Below are 17,225 nucleotides of genomic sequence, written 5' to 3'. Positions count from 1 at the left end.
CTTTCATGACTTACGCCGCCCGCCGCCCGACCGGTTCCTATTCCGTACGCTCCTATGCCGAAATCGGCGTAGAAACGCAGGTTCTTGGCGCCACTCCGGAAAGGCTGATCACCCTGCTCTATCAAGGTGCGCGGGCGGCGATCGGCCAAGCGCGCCTGCATCTGCAGGAAGGGCGCGTAGCCGAACGCGGCGCAGCCATCACAAAAGCTATCAGGATCGTCGACGAAGGCTTGAAGACCGGCCTCAACATGGACGCTGGCGGCGAGATTGCCGCCAACCTAAGCCGGCTCTACGATTACATCGCACGCACGCTGCTCATGGCGAACCTGAAAGCAGACGTCGAGCAGCTCGACATCGCGGACCGCCTCCTGGCGGATCTGGCCGACGCCTGGCAGACATCCATCGATCGGCCTGCCCCGGGCGCGACGCCTTGATGGGGCCCCTACAACAACTATTGCCAGCCATCGTTCGCCCGAGATTTCTATGACGTCCCTCACCCAGTACTCCGCCATCCTGGAACGTTATCAGGATATCGCCCTATCAACGGGCGAGATGTTGACGGCCGCCCAGGCCGGCGACTGGGACACCGCGCTCATGCACGGTCAGCTTTACTGTGAGCAGGTCGAGCGGCTGCGCCACGCCGAGCCCACCAGCCCGCTGGACGAAGCGGGCCGCAGCATGAAGTACGACCTGCTTGTGCGCATTCTTGAAAACGATGCCATGACGCGCGACCTCGCGCTGCCCCAACTGGCGCGGCTGGGCGAGTTGCTGGGACGCATGAAGCGCCAGCAGACCCTGCTGTCCGCCTACGGCAACCAGGCGCCTGAAGAATGAGCATCGGTCCCGCCGCGCTTGGCAACGTCCTGGTGCAGCGGTTGGACGCCGTGCTGGGCACGACGATGTCCGCCGCGAACGCCAACCAGATTTCGGGCGCGCGACCCGACGCGGTCAGCCAGCCTGGCAGCCCGGAGAAAGCCGGGCCCTCTGACGGCTCGGCCCGCGATACCCGGCAAGGCATACAAACTGGCGGCGCCCGAGGCGACCGCCAGAATACTGTTGTCGACCCCAAAACCGCCGCCGCGCTGGCGCTGGCCGCGCGCGGCCTGGTCACCAGCAGCGACACCACCGCCTCGGCGCCGACCACGCTGGGCACGACCGCACGCACCATCCTCGCCCTGCTCGCCCAATACCCGGAAGCGGCCCCGGCCGTGCAGGGGCGCGCGCCCCTGTGGAGCGCCGACGCGCAGGGCGGGCAGCAACCGGGCGGCGCGGCGCAAGGCGGCCAACCCGCGGCCCCGGCCGGCCAACCCGGCCAGCCCGCGCAGGCGGGTCAGCCCGGCCAGCCGGCCGCCGCGACGACGGCCCAGCTTCCGGCGTCGACCACCCTGCCGGCCGCCACCGCCACGCCTTCAGCCACTGCCACCGCGGATGCCGCCCATGGCAACGCCAGGCCGGGCGCCGGGCATTTGGGCGCCGGGCTGCCGGCAGACCAGGCCGGCGGCACGAAAGGATCCCAAGCCGCATCGCATGCCTCATTGGCTGCCGGCGGCCCGTCGGCCCGCGCCCTTGGACAGGCGTTGCGCAATGCCCTGCAGACCAGCGGCCTGTTCTACGAATCGCACCTGACCGACATGGTCTTCGGGCGCAAGAATCCGTCCACGCTGGAAAACGAGCCCCAGGCCAGGATGTCGCGCGACACCGCCGCGCACGCCAGCACCCAGGCGCGCAGCCGCGGCGAAGCCGCCGGCGCCGGCCGCTCGGGTGCCGGCGCGGATGCGCCTTCGGCCTCGGGCACGTCGTCTTCCACGAACGCTCCCGGTACGCCGATTACCGGCATCCATCAGGATCTGACCGTGTTGGTGCGCCAGCAGCTCGATGTGCTGGCCAACCAGACGCTGAACTGGCAGGGCGAAGCCTGGCCCGGCACGCAGATGGAGTGGGAAGTCGAGCGCGACCCCTACGGCGAGGACCGCGAGTCGGCCGTGCCGACCTGGGCCACCCGCGTGAAGCTGGACCTGCCGCGCCTTGGCCTGGTGGACGCCCGCCTGAACCTCGCCGGCGACCAGATCGTGCTGCAACTGATTGCGCCGCATAGCGCGGCCGAGATCAACGATTCCTCGGACATGCTACGCTCGCGCCTCCTGGCCGCCGGCCTGACCTTAAGCAATCTGACGGTCAACGTGGTTGAACCCCGTCCCGTCATGCCGACCGATTTCTGATGAATACCCCCTCCTCCCCCGCGGACGCCGGCCCGAACGCCAACCGCAACGCGGCGGTCGCCATCTCGTACGACGAAAGCGACGGCGCGCCGCGCGTGGTCGCCAAGGGCTATGGCCAGCTGGCGGACACGATTGTCCGGGCGGCCGAGGAGAACGGGCTGTACGTGCACGAATCGCGCGAACTGGTGGGCCTGCTCATGCAGGTCGACCTGGACGCACATATTCCTCCCCAACTCTATGTCGCGGTGGCAGAATTGCTCGCCTGGCTGTACCGCCTGGAATCGCGCGACATCCCCCAGGCCGCGCGGCCCGAAATCTCTACCTAAGGACGATCACCGTGTTGGATGCCGCCGATCCGGAATTCCTGCTGACCCGGCCGGAAGACATGCGCTCAGCGCTCTTCGAGCTGACGCACCCCGACAGCCACATCCTGGTGCGCGATGCCGCGGACCGGGAGATCGCCGTGCTGATTCTGGGCGCGGACAAGCAGACCCGCCAATTTTTCTGGCGGCCGCGCGACTACGACGGCGCGGATTTTGAACAGTCCGACAGCATGGGACTGCTGAGCGGCACGAATTTCCACTTCAATGCCACTGCCTATGGCGGCGTACAGATCCGCTTTCGTGTCCAGCGCCCCGACGTCATCCATTTCGATGACGGCAGCGCGGCGCTGATGTCCCCGTTTCCCGACCGGCTTGCCCGCATCCAGCGCCGCAAGATGTTCCGCGCGTCGATGATCTCCAGCGCCAACCGCTGCATGGCCACGTGGCAACCGGCGGCGCCGGACAAGCCGGTGGGATTCACCGTGCGCGACATCTCGGTGGACGGCGTGGGCCTGCGCGTGGGCCTGGCCGTGGGCGAGCTGCCCCAGTGCGGCGACGTGATGGAAGACGTGGAGCTGGATTTCGGCGAACTCGGCAAGCTGAGCGCCGACCTGGAAGTGCGCAACATCTATCCGGTGTCGGGCCAGCCGATGATCTCGGCCGACAGCAGCGCCGAGGGCGCAGCGCCCAAGCATGTATCGCTGACGGGCGAGCCCCCGGTCAGCCACGTCGGCGCGCTGTTCATGAACCTGAACGCCCGCCAGGAAAACTGGCTGCAGCAGGTGGTGTGGCGCCTGGAGAAAGGCGCGCAGCGCAACTGACGTTGAAACGCAAAAGGCCTTCCCGCGGGAAGGCCTTTTGACGGGTCGCGGGCCTCAGACGGCCATCGACGAGATTTCCTTGTAGGCCGCCACCAGCTTGTTGCGCACCTGGACCGCCGTCTGGAAGCCGAGGCTGGCCTTCTGCAGGTCGATCATGACGTCGTTGAGCGAGATATCGGGCGCCCCCAGTTCGAACGCCTTCGCCTGATTGCTGGCGGCGTTCTGCGCGGCGGTCACGCGACGGATGGAGCGCTGCAGTTCCGCGGCAAAACCGTCGGGCTGCGCCACGGCGTCACCGGCGCCCAGATTACCGGTCTCCGCCTTGCTCACGACCGAGCGCATCTGCTGGAGCATGCCTTCGATGCCGGACAAGCCTGATACAGCCATTACCTATTCCTTGCTGGTGGGGGATTACGCCAAAGTGCACACGCAGCGTAACGCCGATCGGACCGGTCCATAGCCGATAAGAACCGCCAAAAAACCCGACATTTCAACGAATGCGGATACCCCTTGCCGGGGATACGGCCCCGCTTTGCGTCTCGTCATCGACATAGGGCTTAAGTAACGCCAAAAAACGGCTGTTTTCATCGATTGGGATCGCTGTCTCAGGGGCAATAATCCACGCTCTCCCCAGACCAGAAGCACGTTGCATGTGTAATCGGCCCTACCCAGACATGAAGTCATTTTCCCTGCTCCGCGAAGCCAGCGGGAGCCGTCAATGAATCAGCAGGCTACCCTGAGCTCATCGCTTCTGGCCAAGTTCCCCGTGCTGGAACGGGTCCGCGCGCTTCCCAAGCCCGTCCTGATCGGCGCCGCTGCCGCCCTTGTCGCGGTGATCGTCGCCGTGGCCATGTGGAGCAGCGAACCGAAGTACAAGGTTCTGTTCTCGAACCTGGACGACCGCGACGGCGGCGCCATCGTGACCGCCCTGGGCGCGATGAACGTTCCCTACCGCTACAACGAAAACGGCACCGCGCTGCTCGTGCCCGCCGACCGCGTCTATGACGCCCGGCTGCAGCTTGCATCGCAAGGCCTGCCGCGCGGCGGTTCCGTCGGCTTCGAGCTGATGGACAACGCCCGCTTCGGCGCCAGCCAGTTTGCCGAGCAGATCAACTACCAGCGCGGTCTGGAGGGCGAGCTGGCCCGTTCGATCGAAGCGATGCATACCGTGCAGCACGCCCGTGTCCACCTGGCCATGCCGCGCCAGTCGCTGTTCGTGCGCGAGCGCCAGGCGCCCACCGCCTCCGTGCTGCTGAACCTGTACCCGGGCCGCAGCCTGAGCGACTCGCAGGTGTCCGCGATTTCCTGGCTGGTGGCTTCCAGCGTGCCGGAACTGACCGCCGAAAGCGTGTCCATCGTCGACCAGAACGGCCGCCTGCTGTCCTCCCCGCTGGGCGAAGGCCGCGGCATGGACGCCGACCAGCTTCGCTTCGTGCGCGAGATCGAACAGCGCACCGTCGAGCGCATCCTCACCATCCTGAATCCCCTGGTCGGCCCCGGCAACGTGCACGCCCAGGCCACCGCGGACGTGGACTTCTCGCGCCGCGAGGAAACATCCGAGGTCTACCGTCCCAACCAGGAACCTGGCCAGGCAGCCGTGCGCAGCCAGCAGACCAGCGATTCCGCGCAGCGCGGCGTCGGCCCCGCCCAGGGCGTGCCCGGCGCGCTGTCGAACCAGGCGCCCGCCAACGCGCAGGCGCCGATCGCCAATCCGCCGCAGCAACAGCCGCCCCGCCCCGGCCAGCCGCCGCAGCCCAATGCGCAGCAGCAACAACAACAGCAGCAGACCGGCACCCAGGCCCCCGCTGCCAACCTGAACGAACGCCGCGACGCGACGACGAACTACGAAGTCGACCGCACCATCAGCCACATCAAGCAGCCCACGGGCAACCTCAAGCGCATGTCCGTGGCCGTGGTCGTGAACTACGTGCGCGACAAGGACGGCGAACTGCAGGCCCTGCCGCCCGAGGAACTGAACAAGCTCACCAACCTGGTGCGCGAAGCCATGGGCTATTCCGAAGGCCGTGGCGACTCGCTCAACCTGGTCAACAGCCAGTTCAACGACGGCCCGCCGCCGCTGCCGATGTGGCGTGATCCGGAAATGATCTCGCTGTTCAAGACGATCCTGATGTGGCTGGTCGGTGGCGTCCTGGCCCTTTGGCTGTACCGCAAGGTTCGCCGCTCGCTCTCGGAGTACCTGTACCCGCCGGTGGACCCGGAAGTGGCCGAAGCCGAACGCGTCGAAGCCGTCCGCGAGGCGCAGGATCTGGCCCGCGCCAAGGAAACCGACCGCTACCAGGACAACCTGGAGCGCGCACGCACCATGGCCAACAAGGATCCGCGCGCCGTCGCGATGGTCCTGCGCACCTGGATGACCAAAGATGAAAAATGATTCCCTGCCAATGGACGGCATGACGCGCAGCGCCGTCCTGATGATGTCGCTGGGCGAAGACGCCGCGGCGGAAGTGTTCAAGTACTTGAGCGCCCGTGAAGTGCAGCAGGTCGGCGCCGCGATGGCGAGCTTGAAGCAGGTCACGCGCAACGACGTCGCCGTCGTGCTGGAAGAGTTCCGCCAGGAAGCCGACCAGTTCATGGCCGTGACGCTGGGCTCGGACGACTACATCCGCAGCGTGCTGACCAAGGCGCTGGGCAGCGACCGCGCGGCTGGCCTGATCGAGGACATCCTGGAAGCCGGCGACGGCGGCAGCGGCATCGACGCGCTGAACTGGCTGGATCCGAACACCGTGGCCGAGCTGATCGGCGACGAGCACCCGCAGATCATCGCGACCATCCTGGTGCACCTAGAGCGCGACCGCGCGGCTGGCGTGCTGGCCCTGCTGACGGACCGCTTGCGCAACGACGTGATGCTGCGTATTGCCACGTTCGGCGGTGTGCAGCCGGCGGCGCTGTCCGAGCTGACCGAAGTGCTGAACTCCGTGCTGGCCGGCCAGGGCGCCAAGCGCAGCAAGATGGGCGGCGTGCGCACCGCGGCCGAGATCCTGAACATGATGAACTCGACGCAGGAAGAGACCGTGGTCGCCAGCCTGCGCGAACGCGACAACGACCTGGCGCAGAAGATCATCGACGAGATGTTCGTCTTCGACAACCTGCTCGACGTCGAGGACCGGGCCATCCAGCTCATCCTCAAGGAAATCGACAACGACACGCTCATGGTCGCGCTCAAGGGCGCCCAGGAAGAGCTGCGCGCCAAGTTCCTGCGCAATATGTCCAGCCGTGCGGCCGAAATGCTGCGCGAGGACCTGGAAGCCCAGGGCCCGATCCGCATGTCGAAGGTCGAGACCGAGCAGAAGAAGATCCTGCAGATCGCCCGCCGCCTGGCGGAAAGCGGCCAGATCGTGCTGGGCAATTCCGGAGACGACGCGTATGTCTGACGCGGACAACGGCGCGGCGACGCTCATCTCGCGCAGCGCCGCCTGGCGCCGCTGGCAGATGCTGTCGTTCGACGAGCCGGCGCCCGTCGAAGTCGAGCCCGAGCCCGAACCCGATCCGGGTCCGGATCCCGCCGTGGTCATGGCGCAGTTGCGCGCCCAGGCCATCGCGGAAGGACACGAGGAAGGATTGGCGCGCGGCCACGCCGCGGGCCACGCAGCCGGCCAGCAGGCAGGCTATGAGGCCGGCCTTGCCGCCGGCCGCGAAGCCGGTCATGCGGAAGGCCTGGCCCAGGGCCGCGAACAAGGCGCCGCCGAGGCGCAACGCCTGCACACGCTGGTCGAAGCCTGCGCCGTGTCGATCGGCGCGCTGGAAGAAAAGATGGGCCAGAGCCTGCTGACGCTGGCCCTGGACATTGCCCAGCAAGTGGTTCGCACCACCCTCGCCGAACAGCCCGAGACGGTCGTGAACGCGGTTCGCGACGTCCTGCACATCAATCCGACCGCCGGCGGCCAGATGCGCCTGTGGGCCAATCCGGACGATATCGAACTGATTCGCCTGCACCTGGCCGACGAACTGAAGGAAGGCCACTGGCGCGTGCTGGCCGATGAATCGATTCTGCGCGGCGGCTGCCGCGCCGAGACGCCTTTCGGCGACATCGACGCCACCCTGCAGACCCGCTGGCGCCGCGTGGCCGCCTCGCTCGGCCGCAACGCAAACTGGGAGGAGCCGGTGTGAGCGGCAATCCGGCCTCCGAGCAATCCGGTCAGGCGCCCCTCGCGGGCGCCGCAGCCGCTTGCGCGCCAGCCAAGCCGACCGCGCCCGTGCTCGACCGCTGGCAGACGCAGCTTGAGATCGGCTCGATCCGCGCGGCGTCCACCGATCCGTGGCTGGTCAGCGGCAAGATCACGCGCGCGACCGGCCTGGTGCTGCACGCCACCGGCCTGCGCCTGCCCGTCGGTGCCGCCGCCCGCATCGAGATCGCGCGCGGCCATGACCATTGGGCTGACGCCGAAGTCGTGGGCTTTGACGGCCACACGCTGTACCTGATGCCGCAGGCCGACATTTCCGGCCTGCCGCCCGGCGCGCGCGTCGTGCCCGGCGAACCGCCCGTGCAGCGCCAGATTCCGCTGCCGCGCAAGGCTGAATTGAACGGCAACGCCAAGCCGCAGCTTGGACGCCACCTGCCGGTCGGCAACGCGCTGCTCGGCCGCGTGCTGGACGGCGCCGGCCGCCCGCTGGACGGACTGGGTCCGCTGACGGGCGCCGAACTCGCTCCCCTGTCGGCCCAGCCCATCAACCCGCTGTCGCGCGCGCCCATCGACACGGTGCTGGACACCGGCGTGCGCGCCATCAACGGTCTGCTGACCGTCGGCCGCGGACAGCGCATGGGCCTGTTCGCCGGTTCCGGCGTCGGTAAATCCGTGCTGCTGGGCATGATGGCCCGCTACACCAAGGCCGACGTCATCGTCGTGGGCCTGATCGGCGAGCGGGGCCGCGAAGTCAAGGAATTCATCGAGCACAACCTGGGCCCCGAAGGGCTCGCGCGCTCGGTCGTGGTGGCCGCGCCGGCCGACGTGTCGGCGCTGCTGCGCCTGCAGGGCGCCGCCTATGCGACCCGCCTGGCCGAGCATTTCCGCGACCAGGGCCTGGACGTGCTGCTGATCATGGACTCGCTGACCCGCTACGCAATGGCGCAACGGGAAATCGCGCTGGCCATCGGCGAACCGCCCGCCACCAAGGGCTATCCGCCGTCGGTATTTGCCAAGCTGCCGATGCTGGTGGAACGCGCGGGCATGGGCGCGCCGAGTCCGTCCGGCAAGGCCGGCTCCATCACGGCGTTCTATACCGTGCTGGCCGAAGGCGACGACCAGCAGGATCCGATCGCCGACTCGGCGCGCGCGATCCTGGACGGCCACGTCGTGCTGTCGCGGCACCTGGCCGAATCGGGCCACTACCCCGCCATCGACATCGAAGCGTCGATCTCTCGGGCGATGACCTCGCTCATCACGCCGCAGCAGTTCTCGATCGTGCGCCGCTTCAAGCAAAGCCTGTCGCGCTACCAGCGCAATCGGGACCTCATCGCCGTCGGCGCCTACGCCGCCGGCAACGACCCGCAGCTGGACGACGCCATCGCGCGCTACCCGCGCCTGGAAGCGTTCCTGCAGCAGGACATCGGCGAGAACGTCGGGTACGAAGACGCCGTCAATCAATTGCGAGCCAGTTTCGAATCACGGGACACCTATGCCTAGCCAACTGCCTCTGGACATGCTGATCAACCTGGCCAAGGAGAGCACGGACGAAGCCGCCCGCCTCCTGGGCCGGCTGACCGCCGAACGCAGCAATGCGCAGCGCCAGCTTTCCATGCTGCATGACTACCGCCAGGACTACCTCGAGCGCCTTCAGACGGCGATGACGAGCGGCATGGCGGCCAGCGACTGCCACAACTACCAGCGTTTCATCGGCACGCTGGACGACGCGATCGGTCAGCAGCAGGGCGTGCTGCGCCAGGCCGAGGAAAACCTCACCAAGGGCCAGCTTTACTGGCAGCAGGAAAAGCGCAAGCTCAACTCCTACGATGCCCTGGCGCAGCGCGAGCAGCGCGCCCAGGCCCTCGTGGAATCGCGCCGCGAACAGCGCGCCAACGACGAATACTCCGCCCGCCTGGTCCAGCGCCAGGCCAGCGGCATGCATTAAGCAGTTCCACACAGGAAGCCCAAGATGACCGCTCCCCTGCCCTTGCCTTCGCTCGCACCGGCCGCCCCGACGTCGACCAACGACGTGCTTGGCGCCAAACCGGCTGCCGCGGACAAGAAAGATAAAGGCCCCTCGTTTTCGGACGTGCTGGCGCAGCAGCGTCCGGCGCAGCAGCGGCCCAACCAGTCCGCCGAAGCACGGCCCGCGAATGGCAACAGCAAGACGCCGTCCAAGGATGGCAAAGCCAGCGATCCGGCCAGCACGGCCGAAGGCGCAGCCGCCGGCACCATCAATGATGCGGTGCAGACCGCCGCCCAGGCCGAAGCCGGCGCGCTCGCCGTCGCCGCGCAGCAGCCAGTGGCCGCGTCCGACCTGCCGCAACAGGCCCTGGAGATTGCGGCCCAGGCCGCCGAGCAGGTGCAGCTTGCGCGCGGCAATGCCGCTGCCACCGCCACCGCCATGAATCAGGGCGCCGCCGTGCTGACGGCCGCGCTGAACGCCGCCGACACGCTGGTGCCGCAGGCCGCGCAACAGGCGCAGACGCCGGTGGCCGCGACCGCCAGCCAGGCGCAGGCCGCGGCAGCGCAGATCGCCCGCGAAGCCGAAGCCGCGCTGCCGGTCGTCACCGCCGCCGTCAAGCCGGGTTCCGCTCCGCTTGCCCAGGCCCCCGTCGACCCCAAGGCGACGGTCAAGACCGACGCCTCGAAGGCCGCCCCAGAACTCCCGCTGCCGCGCGTCGCGCGCGATGTGCCCGCAGATCAAAAAGAAGCCGCTCCCGCGCTGCCGGCCCACATTACCGACGAAGACCAGCCCGACCTCCTGGCCGGCACGACCCCGCAATTCCAGGCGCCGCAGCATGGCGCCAACCCGCAGGAAGCGCTGGCTCACGCGCTGGCCGCCGCCACGCAGCGCCAGGCGCTGCCGGTCGTCAACCAGGCCGCCATCGCGCAGCCGATCGTTCCCGTCGTCATGCAAGTGGCCACGCCGGTTGGCGCCACCCACTGGGGCACCGAGCTTGGCCAGCAGATGGTCATGATGAGCAGCAACGTGCGTCAGGGCATGCAGACCGCCGAACTGCGGCTGGATCCGCCGGACCTCGGTCCGCTGCGCGTCAGCCTGAACCTGGCGGACGGCGTGGCCACCGCCTCGTTCGTCTCGGCGCACGCATCGGTGCGCCAGGCGATCGAAGTCGCGATTCCGCAGTTGCAGCAGGCGCTTGCGCAGGCCGGCATCTCGCTGGGCCAGACCAGCGTCGGTGAACAGGCCGCGCAGCAGGAATTCGCGCAGCAGAACGGCAACGGCTCGCAGCGTCAGCAAGGCGGCGGCGTCGCCGTGGCGGACAGCGGGGCAGATGCCGCGCAGCCCGCGGTGACGGTGTCGCGCAATGCCAACGCGCTGGTCGACACGTTCGCGTAATGATCCGGCGGCCCGTATCCGGCAACGGATGCGGGCAGTGCAGCAATAGCTTGAGATACGCGGCTTTCGCCCTGTTTTTCGCCTCCAAGCGGCGGCGTGAATTCGGGCAGAATGCTTTCATCCACTAAGAATCCGTTTTCACCAGCGGCAAACACGCATCGAACTCCAGATGGCGACAATCAAACCCATTCCCGCGCCGGCGCGCGACGCGAAGTCCTCCGGCGGCATCGGCCGCATCCTTCGGCCGCTGCTGGCGATCCTGGTGCTGCTGCTGGTTGCCGCGGCCAGCGCCGGCGCAACCTGGTTCATCACCCAGCGCCTGCAGCAACCGCAAGGCGGCGCTCCGGTGCAGCTTGGCGTCGGCCAAGTGCCTGGCGGCCAGCCCGGCCAGCCTGGCCAACCCGGTCAGCCCGGCAGCGTGCAAGGCCAGCCTGGTCAAGGCCCGCAGGCCACGCCAACGACCTTCGTCGCGCCGTCCGCCACCCCGATCGCCGTTCCCGCGCCGATCTTCGTGCCGATCGAAGCCTTCACGGTCACGCTGCAGAACGCTGACACGGAACGCATCATGCACGTTGGCCTGACCCTGCGTGTCAGCGATGAACATACCCGCACGCGCCTGGAAAAGTACATGCCGGAAGTGCGCAGCCGCATCCTGATGGTGCTGTCGTCGCAATCGCCCACTGCGGTGCAGACGCAGCAAGGCAAGACCGACATGATCACGGCCATCAAACAGGCGGTGAACCGTCCCTTCTCGCCCCTGCCTGACGGCCAGTACGTGACCGACGTGCTGTTCACGGCGTTCGTGGTGCAATAAGCATGGCCTACGAGGCATTTCTTTCGCAGGACGAAGTCGATGCGCTGCTTGCCGGCGTCACCGGCGAGAGCGATAGTAAAAAGGAATCCGGCGGCCAGAATGCCGGTGCGCGCGCCTACGACCTGAGCTCGCCCGAGCGTGTCGTGCGCCGCCGGATGCAGACGCTGGAGCTCATCAACGAGCGCTTTGCGCGCAACATGCGCCACGTGCTGTTGAACTTCATGCGCCGCAGCGCCGACATCACCGTCGGCTCGATCAAGATCCAGAAGTACGCGGACTTCGAGCGCAACCTGCCGGTTCCCAGCAATCTGAACATGATTCAGATGAAGCCGCTGCGCGGCACGGCGCTCTTTACCTATGACCCGAACCTGGTGTTTCTGGTCATCGATAGCCTGTTCGGCGGCGATGGCCGCTACCACACGCGGGTCGAAGGCCGGGACTTCACCACCACCGAACAGCGCATCATCCGGCGCCTGCTCAACCTGACTCTGGAAAGCTACGGCAAGTCCTGGGACCCCGTCTATCCGATCGAGTTCGAATACGTTCGCTCGGAGATGCACACCAAGTTCGCCAGCATCACCGGCAACAACGAAGTGGTGGTCGTCTCGTCGTTCCACATCGAATTCGGCGCGACCGGCGGCGACCTGAACATCTGCCTGCCCTACTCCATGATCGAGCCGGTGCGCGATCTGCTGACGCGCCCACTGCAGGAGACGACACTCGAAGAAGTCGATCAGCGCTGGTCGCAGCAGCTTTCCCGCCAGGTGCGCAGCGCCGACATCGACGTGGTCGCGGAATTTGCCCGCGTCCCGTCGTCGATCCGCGAACTGATGAGCCTGAAGGTCGGCGACGTGCTTCCGGTCGATGTGCCCGAAACCGTCATCGCCAACGTCGACGGCGTGCCGCTGATGGAATGCGGCTACGGCGTCTTCAACGGCCAATACGCCCTGCGCGTACAAACCCTGTTTACCCACGATACAGAATCCAACGAGGCCTCTGACCATGACTGACAAGAACGAGCCCGGCACTGGCTCGTCCCCGGCCGACGACTGGGCCGACGCGCTCGCCGAACAATCCCGCGCCAACCCGCCCACGCAAGCCGACGGTCTGAAGCCGCAGGACGACTGGGCCGCCGCGATGGCCGAACAGGCTGCCGCGCCGGCAGCTCCCGCCGCACCGGCTCCCGCCGCGGCACCGGCCGCCGCGCCCTCGGCCGCCGCATCCGTGTTCAAGCCGCTGGCTGGCGCCACGTCCGGCCAGGGCACCGACATCGACCTGATCATGGACGTTCCCGTCCAGTTGACGGTTGAGCTTGGCCGCACCCGCCTCACCATCAAGAACCTGCTCCAGCTGGGCCAGGGCTCGGTGGTGGAACTGGACGGCCTGGCGGGCGAACCGATGGACATCTTCGTCAACGGCTACCTGATCGCCCAGGGCGAAGTCGTCGTCGTTGAGGACAAGTACGGCATCCGCCTGACCGACATCATCACCCCGTCCGAGCGGATCAACCGCTTGAACAACCGTCGTTGACCCCTGGCGCCATGACCGAACCTGCCCTGCTGCGCGTCATCATCGGCCTTGTGCTGGTGGTGGCCGCCATTCTGGCCGCCGCGTGGCTTGCCAAGCGCGCCGGACTGGTCCAGCGCGGCGGCGGCAACGTGCTGCGCCAGATTGCCAGCATGCCGGTCGGTCCGCGCCAAAGCGTCGTCGTCGTCGAGATCGAAGATACCTGGCTGGTGGTGGGCGTTGGCCCGAACCAGCTCACCACCCTGCATACCCTGCCCGCCGGCCAGTTGCCGGAGGGTTCGCCTCTGCCCACGGCCGCTTTCGCGGCCAAGCTGGGCCAGGCACTCAAGCGCCGCTAAGGCCATAAGCCCTGGCGCGAATCAAGCGATACCCATGAGTTTGCCTACTCGTACGTCCACCGCCCGCGCCGCACAGCGTGCGCTGCCCATGCTGGCCGCCGCCGCGGTGCTGGGCCTGGCCTTCTTTCCGGCCGGCGTCGTGGCGCAGGCCACGCTGCCTGCGCTGACGGCCACGCCGGGCGCGAACGGCTCGCAGACCTACTCGCTCAGCATGCAGACCATGCTGCTGATGACGTCGCTGTCGTTCCTGCCGGCGGCGCTGCTGATGATGACGGGCTTCACACGCATCATCATCGTGCTGGGCCTCTTGCGCAGCGCGATGGGCACCGCCATGTCGCCGCCCAACCACGTGCTGATCGGCCTGGCGCTGTTTCTGACCTTCTATACGATGTCGCCGGTGTTCGACAAGATCTACACCGACGCCTACAAGCCCTTGTCCGAAGGCACGATCCAGTTCGAGGCCGCGGTCGAACGCGCCGCGAACCCGCTGCGCACCTTCATGCTGCACCAGACGCGCGAGAACGACCTGTCGCTCTTTGCCAACCTGGCCAACCAGCCCGCGCTGGAAGACCCTTCACAGGTGCCGATGCGCATCCTGGTGCCGGCCTTCATCACCAGCGAACTCAAGACCGCATTCCAGATCGGCTTCACGATCTTCATTCCCTTCCTCATCATCGACCTGGTGGTTGCCAGCGTCCTGATGGCGCTGGGCATGATGATGGTGCCGCCCGTCACGGTGGCGCTGCCCTTCAAGCTGATGCTGTTCGTGCTGGCCGACGGCTGGAACCTGCTCATGGGCTCGCTGGCCCAGAGCTTCTACCAGTAACGCGGCAAGGAGATTCCCATGACTGCCGAAACCGTCATGACCATGACCTACCAGGCGATGAAGATCGTCCTGGCGATGGCGGGTCCCCTCCTGCTCGTGACGCTGGCCGTGGGCCTGATCATCAGCATTTTCCAGGCCGCCACGCAGATCAACGAAATGACGCTGTCGTTCATTCCGAAGCTGCTGGCCATGTGCGGCGTACTGGTGCTGCTGGGTCCGTGGCTGATCGGCGTCATGGTCGACTACATCCGGCAACTGATCGGCCAGATCCCCATGCTGGTGTCCTGAGCGGCGCCCGCCGCGGGACAAGGGTTGCGACGCCATGTTCTCTTTCACGCTCGAGCAGCTGAACGGCTGGGTCGGCCAGTTTCTCTGGCCGTTCGTGCGTATTCTCGCGCTCGTGGGCACCGCGCCGCTCTTCTCCGAATCGCTGATCCCAGTCAAGGTCAAGGTCGGACTGTCGTTTGTCCTGGCCGCGGCGATCAGCCCGGCCCTGGATCCCATGCCGCCCGTCGCGCCCGGCTCCTACGCCGGTCTGTGGATGGTGATGCAGCAGGTGCTGATCGGCATCGCCATGGGGTTCACCATGCGCCTCGTGTTCGCGGCGGTGCAGACGGCCGGCGAATTCGTAGGCCTGCAGATGGGCCTGTCGTTCGCGTCGTTTTTTGATCCCAGCTCGGGCGCCAATACCGCCGTGCTGTCGCGCGTGTTCAACATCGTCGCGATGCTGACCTTTCTGGCGCTGGACGGGCATCTGCTGGTGCTGGCGGCGCTGGTGCGATCGTTCGACACCCTGCCCATCGCGATGATCCAGCTGCATCAGAACGGCTGGGGCGCGGTCGTGGAATGGGGCAAGACGGTATTCGTATCCGGCCTGCTGCTGGCGCTGCCGCTGATCTGCGCCCTGCTCACCATCAACCTGGCAATGGGCATCCTGAACCGCGCCGCCCAGCAGCTTTCGGTGTTTTCGGTGGGCTTTCCCGTCACGCTCATTGTCGGCGTGACGGTGCTTGCGATCGTGCTGCCCCACGCCGGCCCGTTCCTGGAGTCGCTGTTTGAATCGGGCCTGACAGCGATGAGCCGCGTCGTGGACGCGCTGGCGGGCCGATAACCCGCCACCCGTCAGTGCTGTCCCACCACGCGGAAGACGCGGATGGTCTCGCGCAACGCACCGGACTGATTCCCAAGCTGCGCCACCGCCCCGCCCAATTCCTGCACGAGGGCCGTGTTCTGCACGGTCATCACGTCCATCTGCGAGACGGCGGTGTCCACCTGCTCGATGCCGGTCGACTGCTCCTGCGAGGCGCGCGAGATCTCGCCGATGATGGCTGTAACGCGGTGCACGGCGTCCACGATCTCCTGCATGGTCGCGCCGGCCTGCTCCGCCTGGGCCGAGCCTTCGGTCACGCGATCCACCGAATCTTCGATCAGCGTCTTCACTTCTTTGGCGGCCTGCGCGCTCTTCTGTGCCAGGCTGCGCACCTCACCGGCGACCACCGCGAAGCCCTTGCCGGACTCCCCGGCCCGGGCGGCTTCCACCGCTGCGTTCAGCGCCAGGATGTTGGTCTGGAAGGCAATGCCTTCGATGATGGTGACGATGTCGGCGATCTTGCGCGAGCTGTCCGAGATGCCGTGCATGGTGTTGACCACCTGCCCGACGGCCACGCCGCCGCGCCGCGCCACGTCCATGCTGCTGGCGGCCAGGTCGTTGGCCTGCCGCGCATTGTCGGCGTTCTGGCGCACCGTGGACGTCAGTTGCTGCATGCTGGCGGCCGTCTGCTGCAGCGACGCCGCCTGCCCTTCCGTGCGGCCCGCCAGTTCCTGGTTGCCGCGGGCGATGTCCACCGCGGCGTGCGTCGTGCCCTCGATGCCGCGATAGACGTCCTGGGCAATACCGATCAGGCTCTTGCGCATGACCTCCAGCGAAAACTTCAGGCTGCCCACCTCGTCGTCCGATTCCGGCACGATCTGCGTGGTCAGGTTGCCCGCTGCAACCTGCCGTGCCATGTTTGCGGCGTCGAGCATCGGCTCCAGCAGAGAACGCGACAGGCTCCAGCCCATCGCGTAGATGGCGACGATGCCCAGCCCGATCGCGCCGCAGCCCAGCGCCGCGCCCAACGGGCTCAGGCCGGCCCAATTGGCATGCAGGCCATACGCGCCCGCAGCGCCGACGATGGCTGACGACAGCGTGGCGTGGCGCAGCATGCGGCTGCGCACGCCAGGCCGAAACGGGAACGCCAGCAGGTCCAGGCCGCTGCGCCAGCCGGCGCGCACGGGCCGGCCGTGCAGGATGCGCACGCCCTTGGCGGTGCCCTCGCGCATGCGTGCGTAGAGGTCTTCGGCCATCTCGATCTGTTCGTCCGACGGCCGCACGCGCACCGACGAATAGGCCACGACCTCGCCGTTCTCGACGATGGGCGTGGCGTTGGCCAGCACCCAGTAGTAGCCCCCATCCTTGCGGCGGTTCTTGACGATGCCCAGCCACGACTCGCCCGCCTCCAGGGTCTCCCAGAGGTCCGCGTAGGCTTCCGGCGGCATGTCGGGATGGCGCACGATGTTGTGCGCCTTGCCGATGAGTTCGTCGCGGGTGAAGCCGCTGACCTCGACAAACGCCGGGTTGGCGTAGACGATGCGGCCCTTGGTGTCCGTGCGCGAGATGAGGTACTGGTCCTCGCGCAGCTTGGTTTCCACATTGGTGACGGGTAGATTGACGCGCACGTTTTGTCTCCGGCTGGCGCCCGATCCCCCGGCCACCATTGAATACTGTGTTTTCGTTCTGAAAAATCAGGCGTTGACATTATTTACGGTCATAAAGCGGAAAACTTAACGTGCTTATGATTTGAATCAACGCGTA

Annotated in this window: 20 protein-coding genes; 18 read left to right on the top strand and 2 right to left on the bottom strand. The window is 67.1% G+C overall.

The features are described 5' to 3' along the window. Positions 1-5: 5 nt before the first annotated feature. Genes fliS through CLM73_RS11350 form a run of 5 tightly spaced genes read left to right on the top strand, consistent with a single transcriptional unit; the run spans position 6 to position 3,363 of the window. A complete protein-coding gene (fliS, locus tag CLM73_RS11370) occupies positions 6-434 on the top strand; it encodes a flagellar export chaperone FliS (protein WP_105238516.1) in 429 nt (142 codons plus the stop codon). A 49-nt stretch (positions 435-483) separates the two neighbouring features. Next, the gene (locus CLM73_RS11365; protein ID WP_105238515.1) at positions 484-834 is read left to right on the top strand and encodes a flagellar protein FliT; all 351 of its coding nucleotides are present in this window, start codon (positions 484-486) and stop codon (positions 832-834) included. Next, on the top strand, positions 831-2,219 hold the full coding sequence (locus tag CLM73_RS11360) for a flagellar hook-length control protein FliK (protein WP_105238514.1): 1,389 nt from the start codon (positions 831-833) through the stop codon (positions 2,217-2,219). Before CLM73_RS11365 ends, CLM73_RS11360 begins: the two co-directional genes overlap by 4 nt. Next, positions 2,219-2,545 (top strand): EscU/YscU/HrcU family type III secretion system export apparatus switch protein, encoded by a 327-nt coding sequence (locus tag CLM73_RS11355; protein ID WP_056316694.1) that lies wholly within the window; start codon positions 2,219-2,221, stop codon positions 2,543-2,545. The genes CLM73_RS11360 and CLM73_RS11355 overlap by 1 nt, the downstream gene beginning before the upstream one ends. 14 nt (positions 2,546-2,559) lie before the next feature. Then, positions 2,560-3,363, top strand: a complete 804-nt coding sequence (locus CLM73_RS11350) for a flagellar brake protein (protein WP_105238513.1) — start codon at positions 2,560-2,562, stop codon at positions 3,361-3,363. A gap of 54 nt (positions 3,364-3,417) precedes the next feature. Here the strand turns inward: CLM73_RS11350 and fliE are convergent, their stop codons facing one another. Further along, positions 3,418-3,750 (bottom strand): flagellar hook-basal body complex protein FliE, encoded by a 333-nt coding sequence (gene fliE, locus CLM73_RS11345; protein WP_056570247.1) that lies wholly within the window; start codon positions 3,748-3,750, stop codon positions 3,418-3,420. A gap of 331 nt (positions 3,751-4,081) precedes the next feature. Here fliE and fliF point away from each other — a divergent pair, with 331 nt between their 5' ends. The 13 genes from fliF to fliR all read left to right on the top strand — a co-directional run bounded on the left by fliF (position 4,082) and on the right by fliR (position 15,482). Next, a complete protein-coding gene (gene fliF / locus CLM73_RS11340) occupies positions 4,082-5,755 on the top strand; it encodes a flagellar basal-body MS-ring/collar protein FliF (RefSeq protein WP_105238512.1) in 1,674 nt (557 codons plus the stop codon). Then, positions 5,745-6,755, top strand: a complete 1,011-nt coding sequence (gene fliG / locus CLM73_RS11335) for a flagellar motor switch protein FliG (RefSeq protein WP_056316680.1) — start codon at positions 5,745-5,747, stop codon at positions 6,753-6,755. Before fliF ends, fliG begins: the two co-directional genes overlap by 11 nt. Further along, positions 6,748-7,491 carry a flagellar assembly protein FliH gene (gene fliH / locus CLM73_RS11330; RefSeq protein WP_105238511.1) on the top strand — a complete coding sequence of 248 codons (744 nt, stop codon included), beginning with the start codon at positions 6,748-6,750 and terminating at the stop codon, positions 7,489-7,491. Before fliG ends, fliH begins: the two co-directional genes overlap by 8 nt. A gap of 86 nt (positions 7,492-7,577) precedes the next feature. Further along, positions 7,578-9,005, top strand: coding sequence for a flagellar protein export ATPase FliI (fliI, locus tag CLM73_RS11325; RefSeq protein WP_105241481.1), 1,428 nt, complete (start codon positions 7,578-7,580; stop codon positions 9,003-9,005). Then, the gene (fliJ, locus tag CLM73_RS11320; RefSeq protein ID WP_105238510.1) at positions 8,998-9,450 is read left to right on the top strand and encodes a flagellar export protein FliJ; all 453 of its coding nucleotides are present in this window, start codon (positions 8,998-9,000) and stop codon (positions 9,448-9,450) included. Before fliI ends, fliJ begins: the two co-directional genes overlap by 8 nt. A 24-nt stretch (positions 9,451-9,474) precedes the next feature. Further along, positions 9,475-10,866 (top strand): flagellar hook-length control protein FliK, encoded by a 1,392-nt coding sequence (locus CLM73_RS11315; RefSeq protein WP_105238509.1) that lies wholly within the window; start codon positions 9,475-9,477, stop codon positions 10,864-10,866. 169 nt (positions 10,867-11,035) lie between these two features. Continuing rightward, on the top strand, positions 11,036-11,680 hold the full coding sequence (gene fliL, locus CLM73_RS11310; protein WP_105238508.1) for a flagellar basal body-associated protein FliL: 645 nt from the start codon (positions 11,036-11,038) through the stop codon (positions 11,678-11,680). A gap of 2 nt (positions 11,681-11,682) precedes the next feature. Beyond that, complete coding sequence (gene fliM, locus CLM73_RS11305) at positions 11,683-12,690, top strand: flagellar motor switch protein FliM (RefSeq protein WP_105238507.1); 1,008 nt, start codon at positions 11,683-11,685, stop codon at positions 12,688-12,690. Then, entirely contained in the window at positions 12,683-13,210 is a 528-nt protein-coding gene (gene fliN, locus CLM73_RS11300) for a flagellar motor switch protein FliN (protein ID WP_105238506.1), read from the top strand. Before fliM ends, fliN begins: the two co-directional genes overlap by 8 nt. Positions 13,211-13,221: 11 nt before the next feature. After that, on the top strand, positions 13,222-13,545 hold the full coding sequence (fliO, locus tag CLM73_RS11295) for a flagellar biosynthetic protein FliO (protein ID WP_105238505.1): 324 nt from the start codon (positions 13,222-13,224) through the stop codon (positions 13,543-13,545). A gap of 34 nt (positions 13,546-13,579) precedes the next feature. Next, on the top strand, positions 13,580-14,371 hold the full coding sequence (fliP, locus tag CLM73_RS11290; RefSeq protein ID WP_400520480.1) for a flagellar type III secretion system pore protein FliP: 792 nt from the start codon (positions 13,580-13,582) through the stop codon (positions 14,369-14,371). 18 nt (positions 14,372-14,389) lie between these two features. Then, complete coding sequence (gene fliQ / locus CLM73_RS11285) at positions 14,390-14,659, top strand: flagellar biosynthesis protein FliQ (RefSeq protein WP_105238504.1); 270 nt, start codon at positions 14,390-14,392, stop codon at positions 14,657-14,659. 34 nt (positions 14,660-14,693) lie between these two features. Next, positions 14,694-15,482, top strand: a complete 789-nt coding sequence (fliR, locus tag CLM73_RS11280) for a flagellar biosynthetic protein FliR (RefSeq protein ID WP_105238503.1) — start codon at positions 14,694-14,696, stop codon at positions 15,480-15,482. Positions 15,483-15,493: 11 nt separating this feature from the next. Here fliR and CLM73_RS11275 read toward each other — a convergent pair whose 3' ends face one another. Further along, positions 15,494-17,089, bottom strand: a complete 1,596-nt coding sequence (locus CLM73_RS11275) for a PAS domain-containing methyl-accepting chemotaxis protein (protein WP_105238502.1) — start codon at positions 17,087-17,089, stop codon at positions 15,494-15,496. Positions 17,090-17,225: the final 136 nt, after the last annotated feature.

The organism is Achromobacter spanius, assembly GCF_002966795.1.
GTDB lineage: Bacteria > Pseudomonadota > Gammaproteobacteria > Burkholderiales > Burkholderiaceae_B > Achromobacter > Achromobacter spanius_D.
This window is presented reverse-complemented; position numbering and strand designations above follow the sequence as displayed.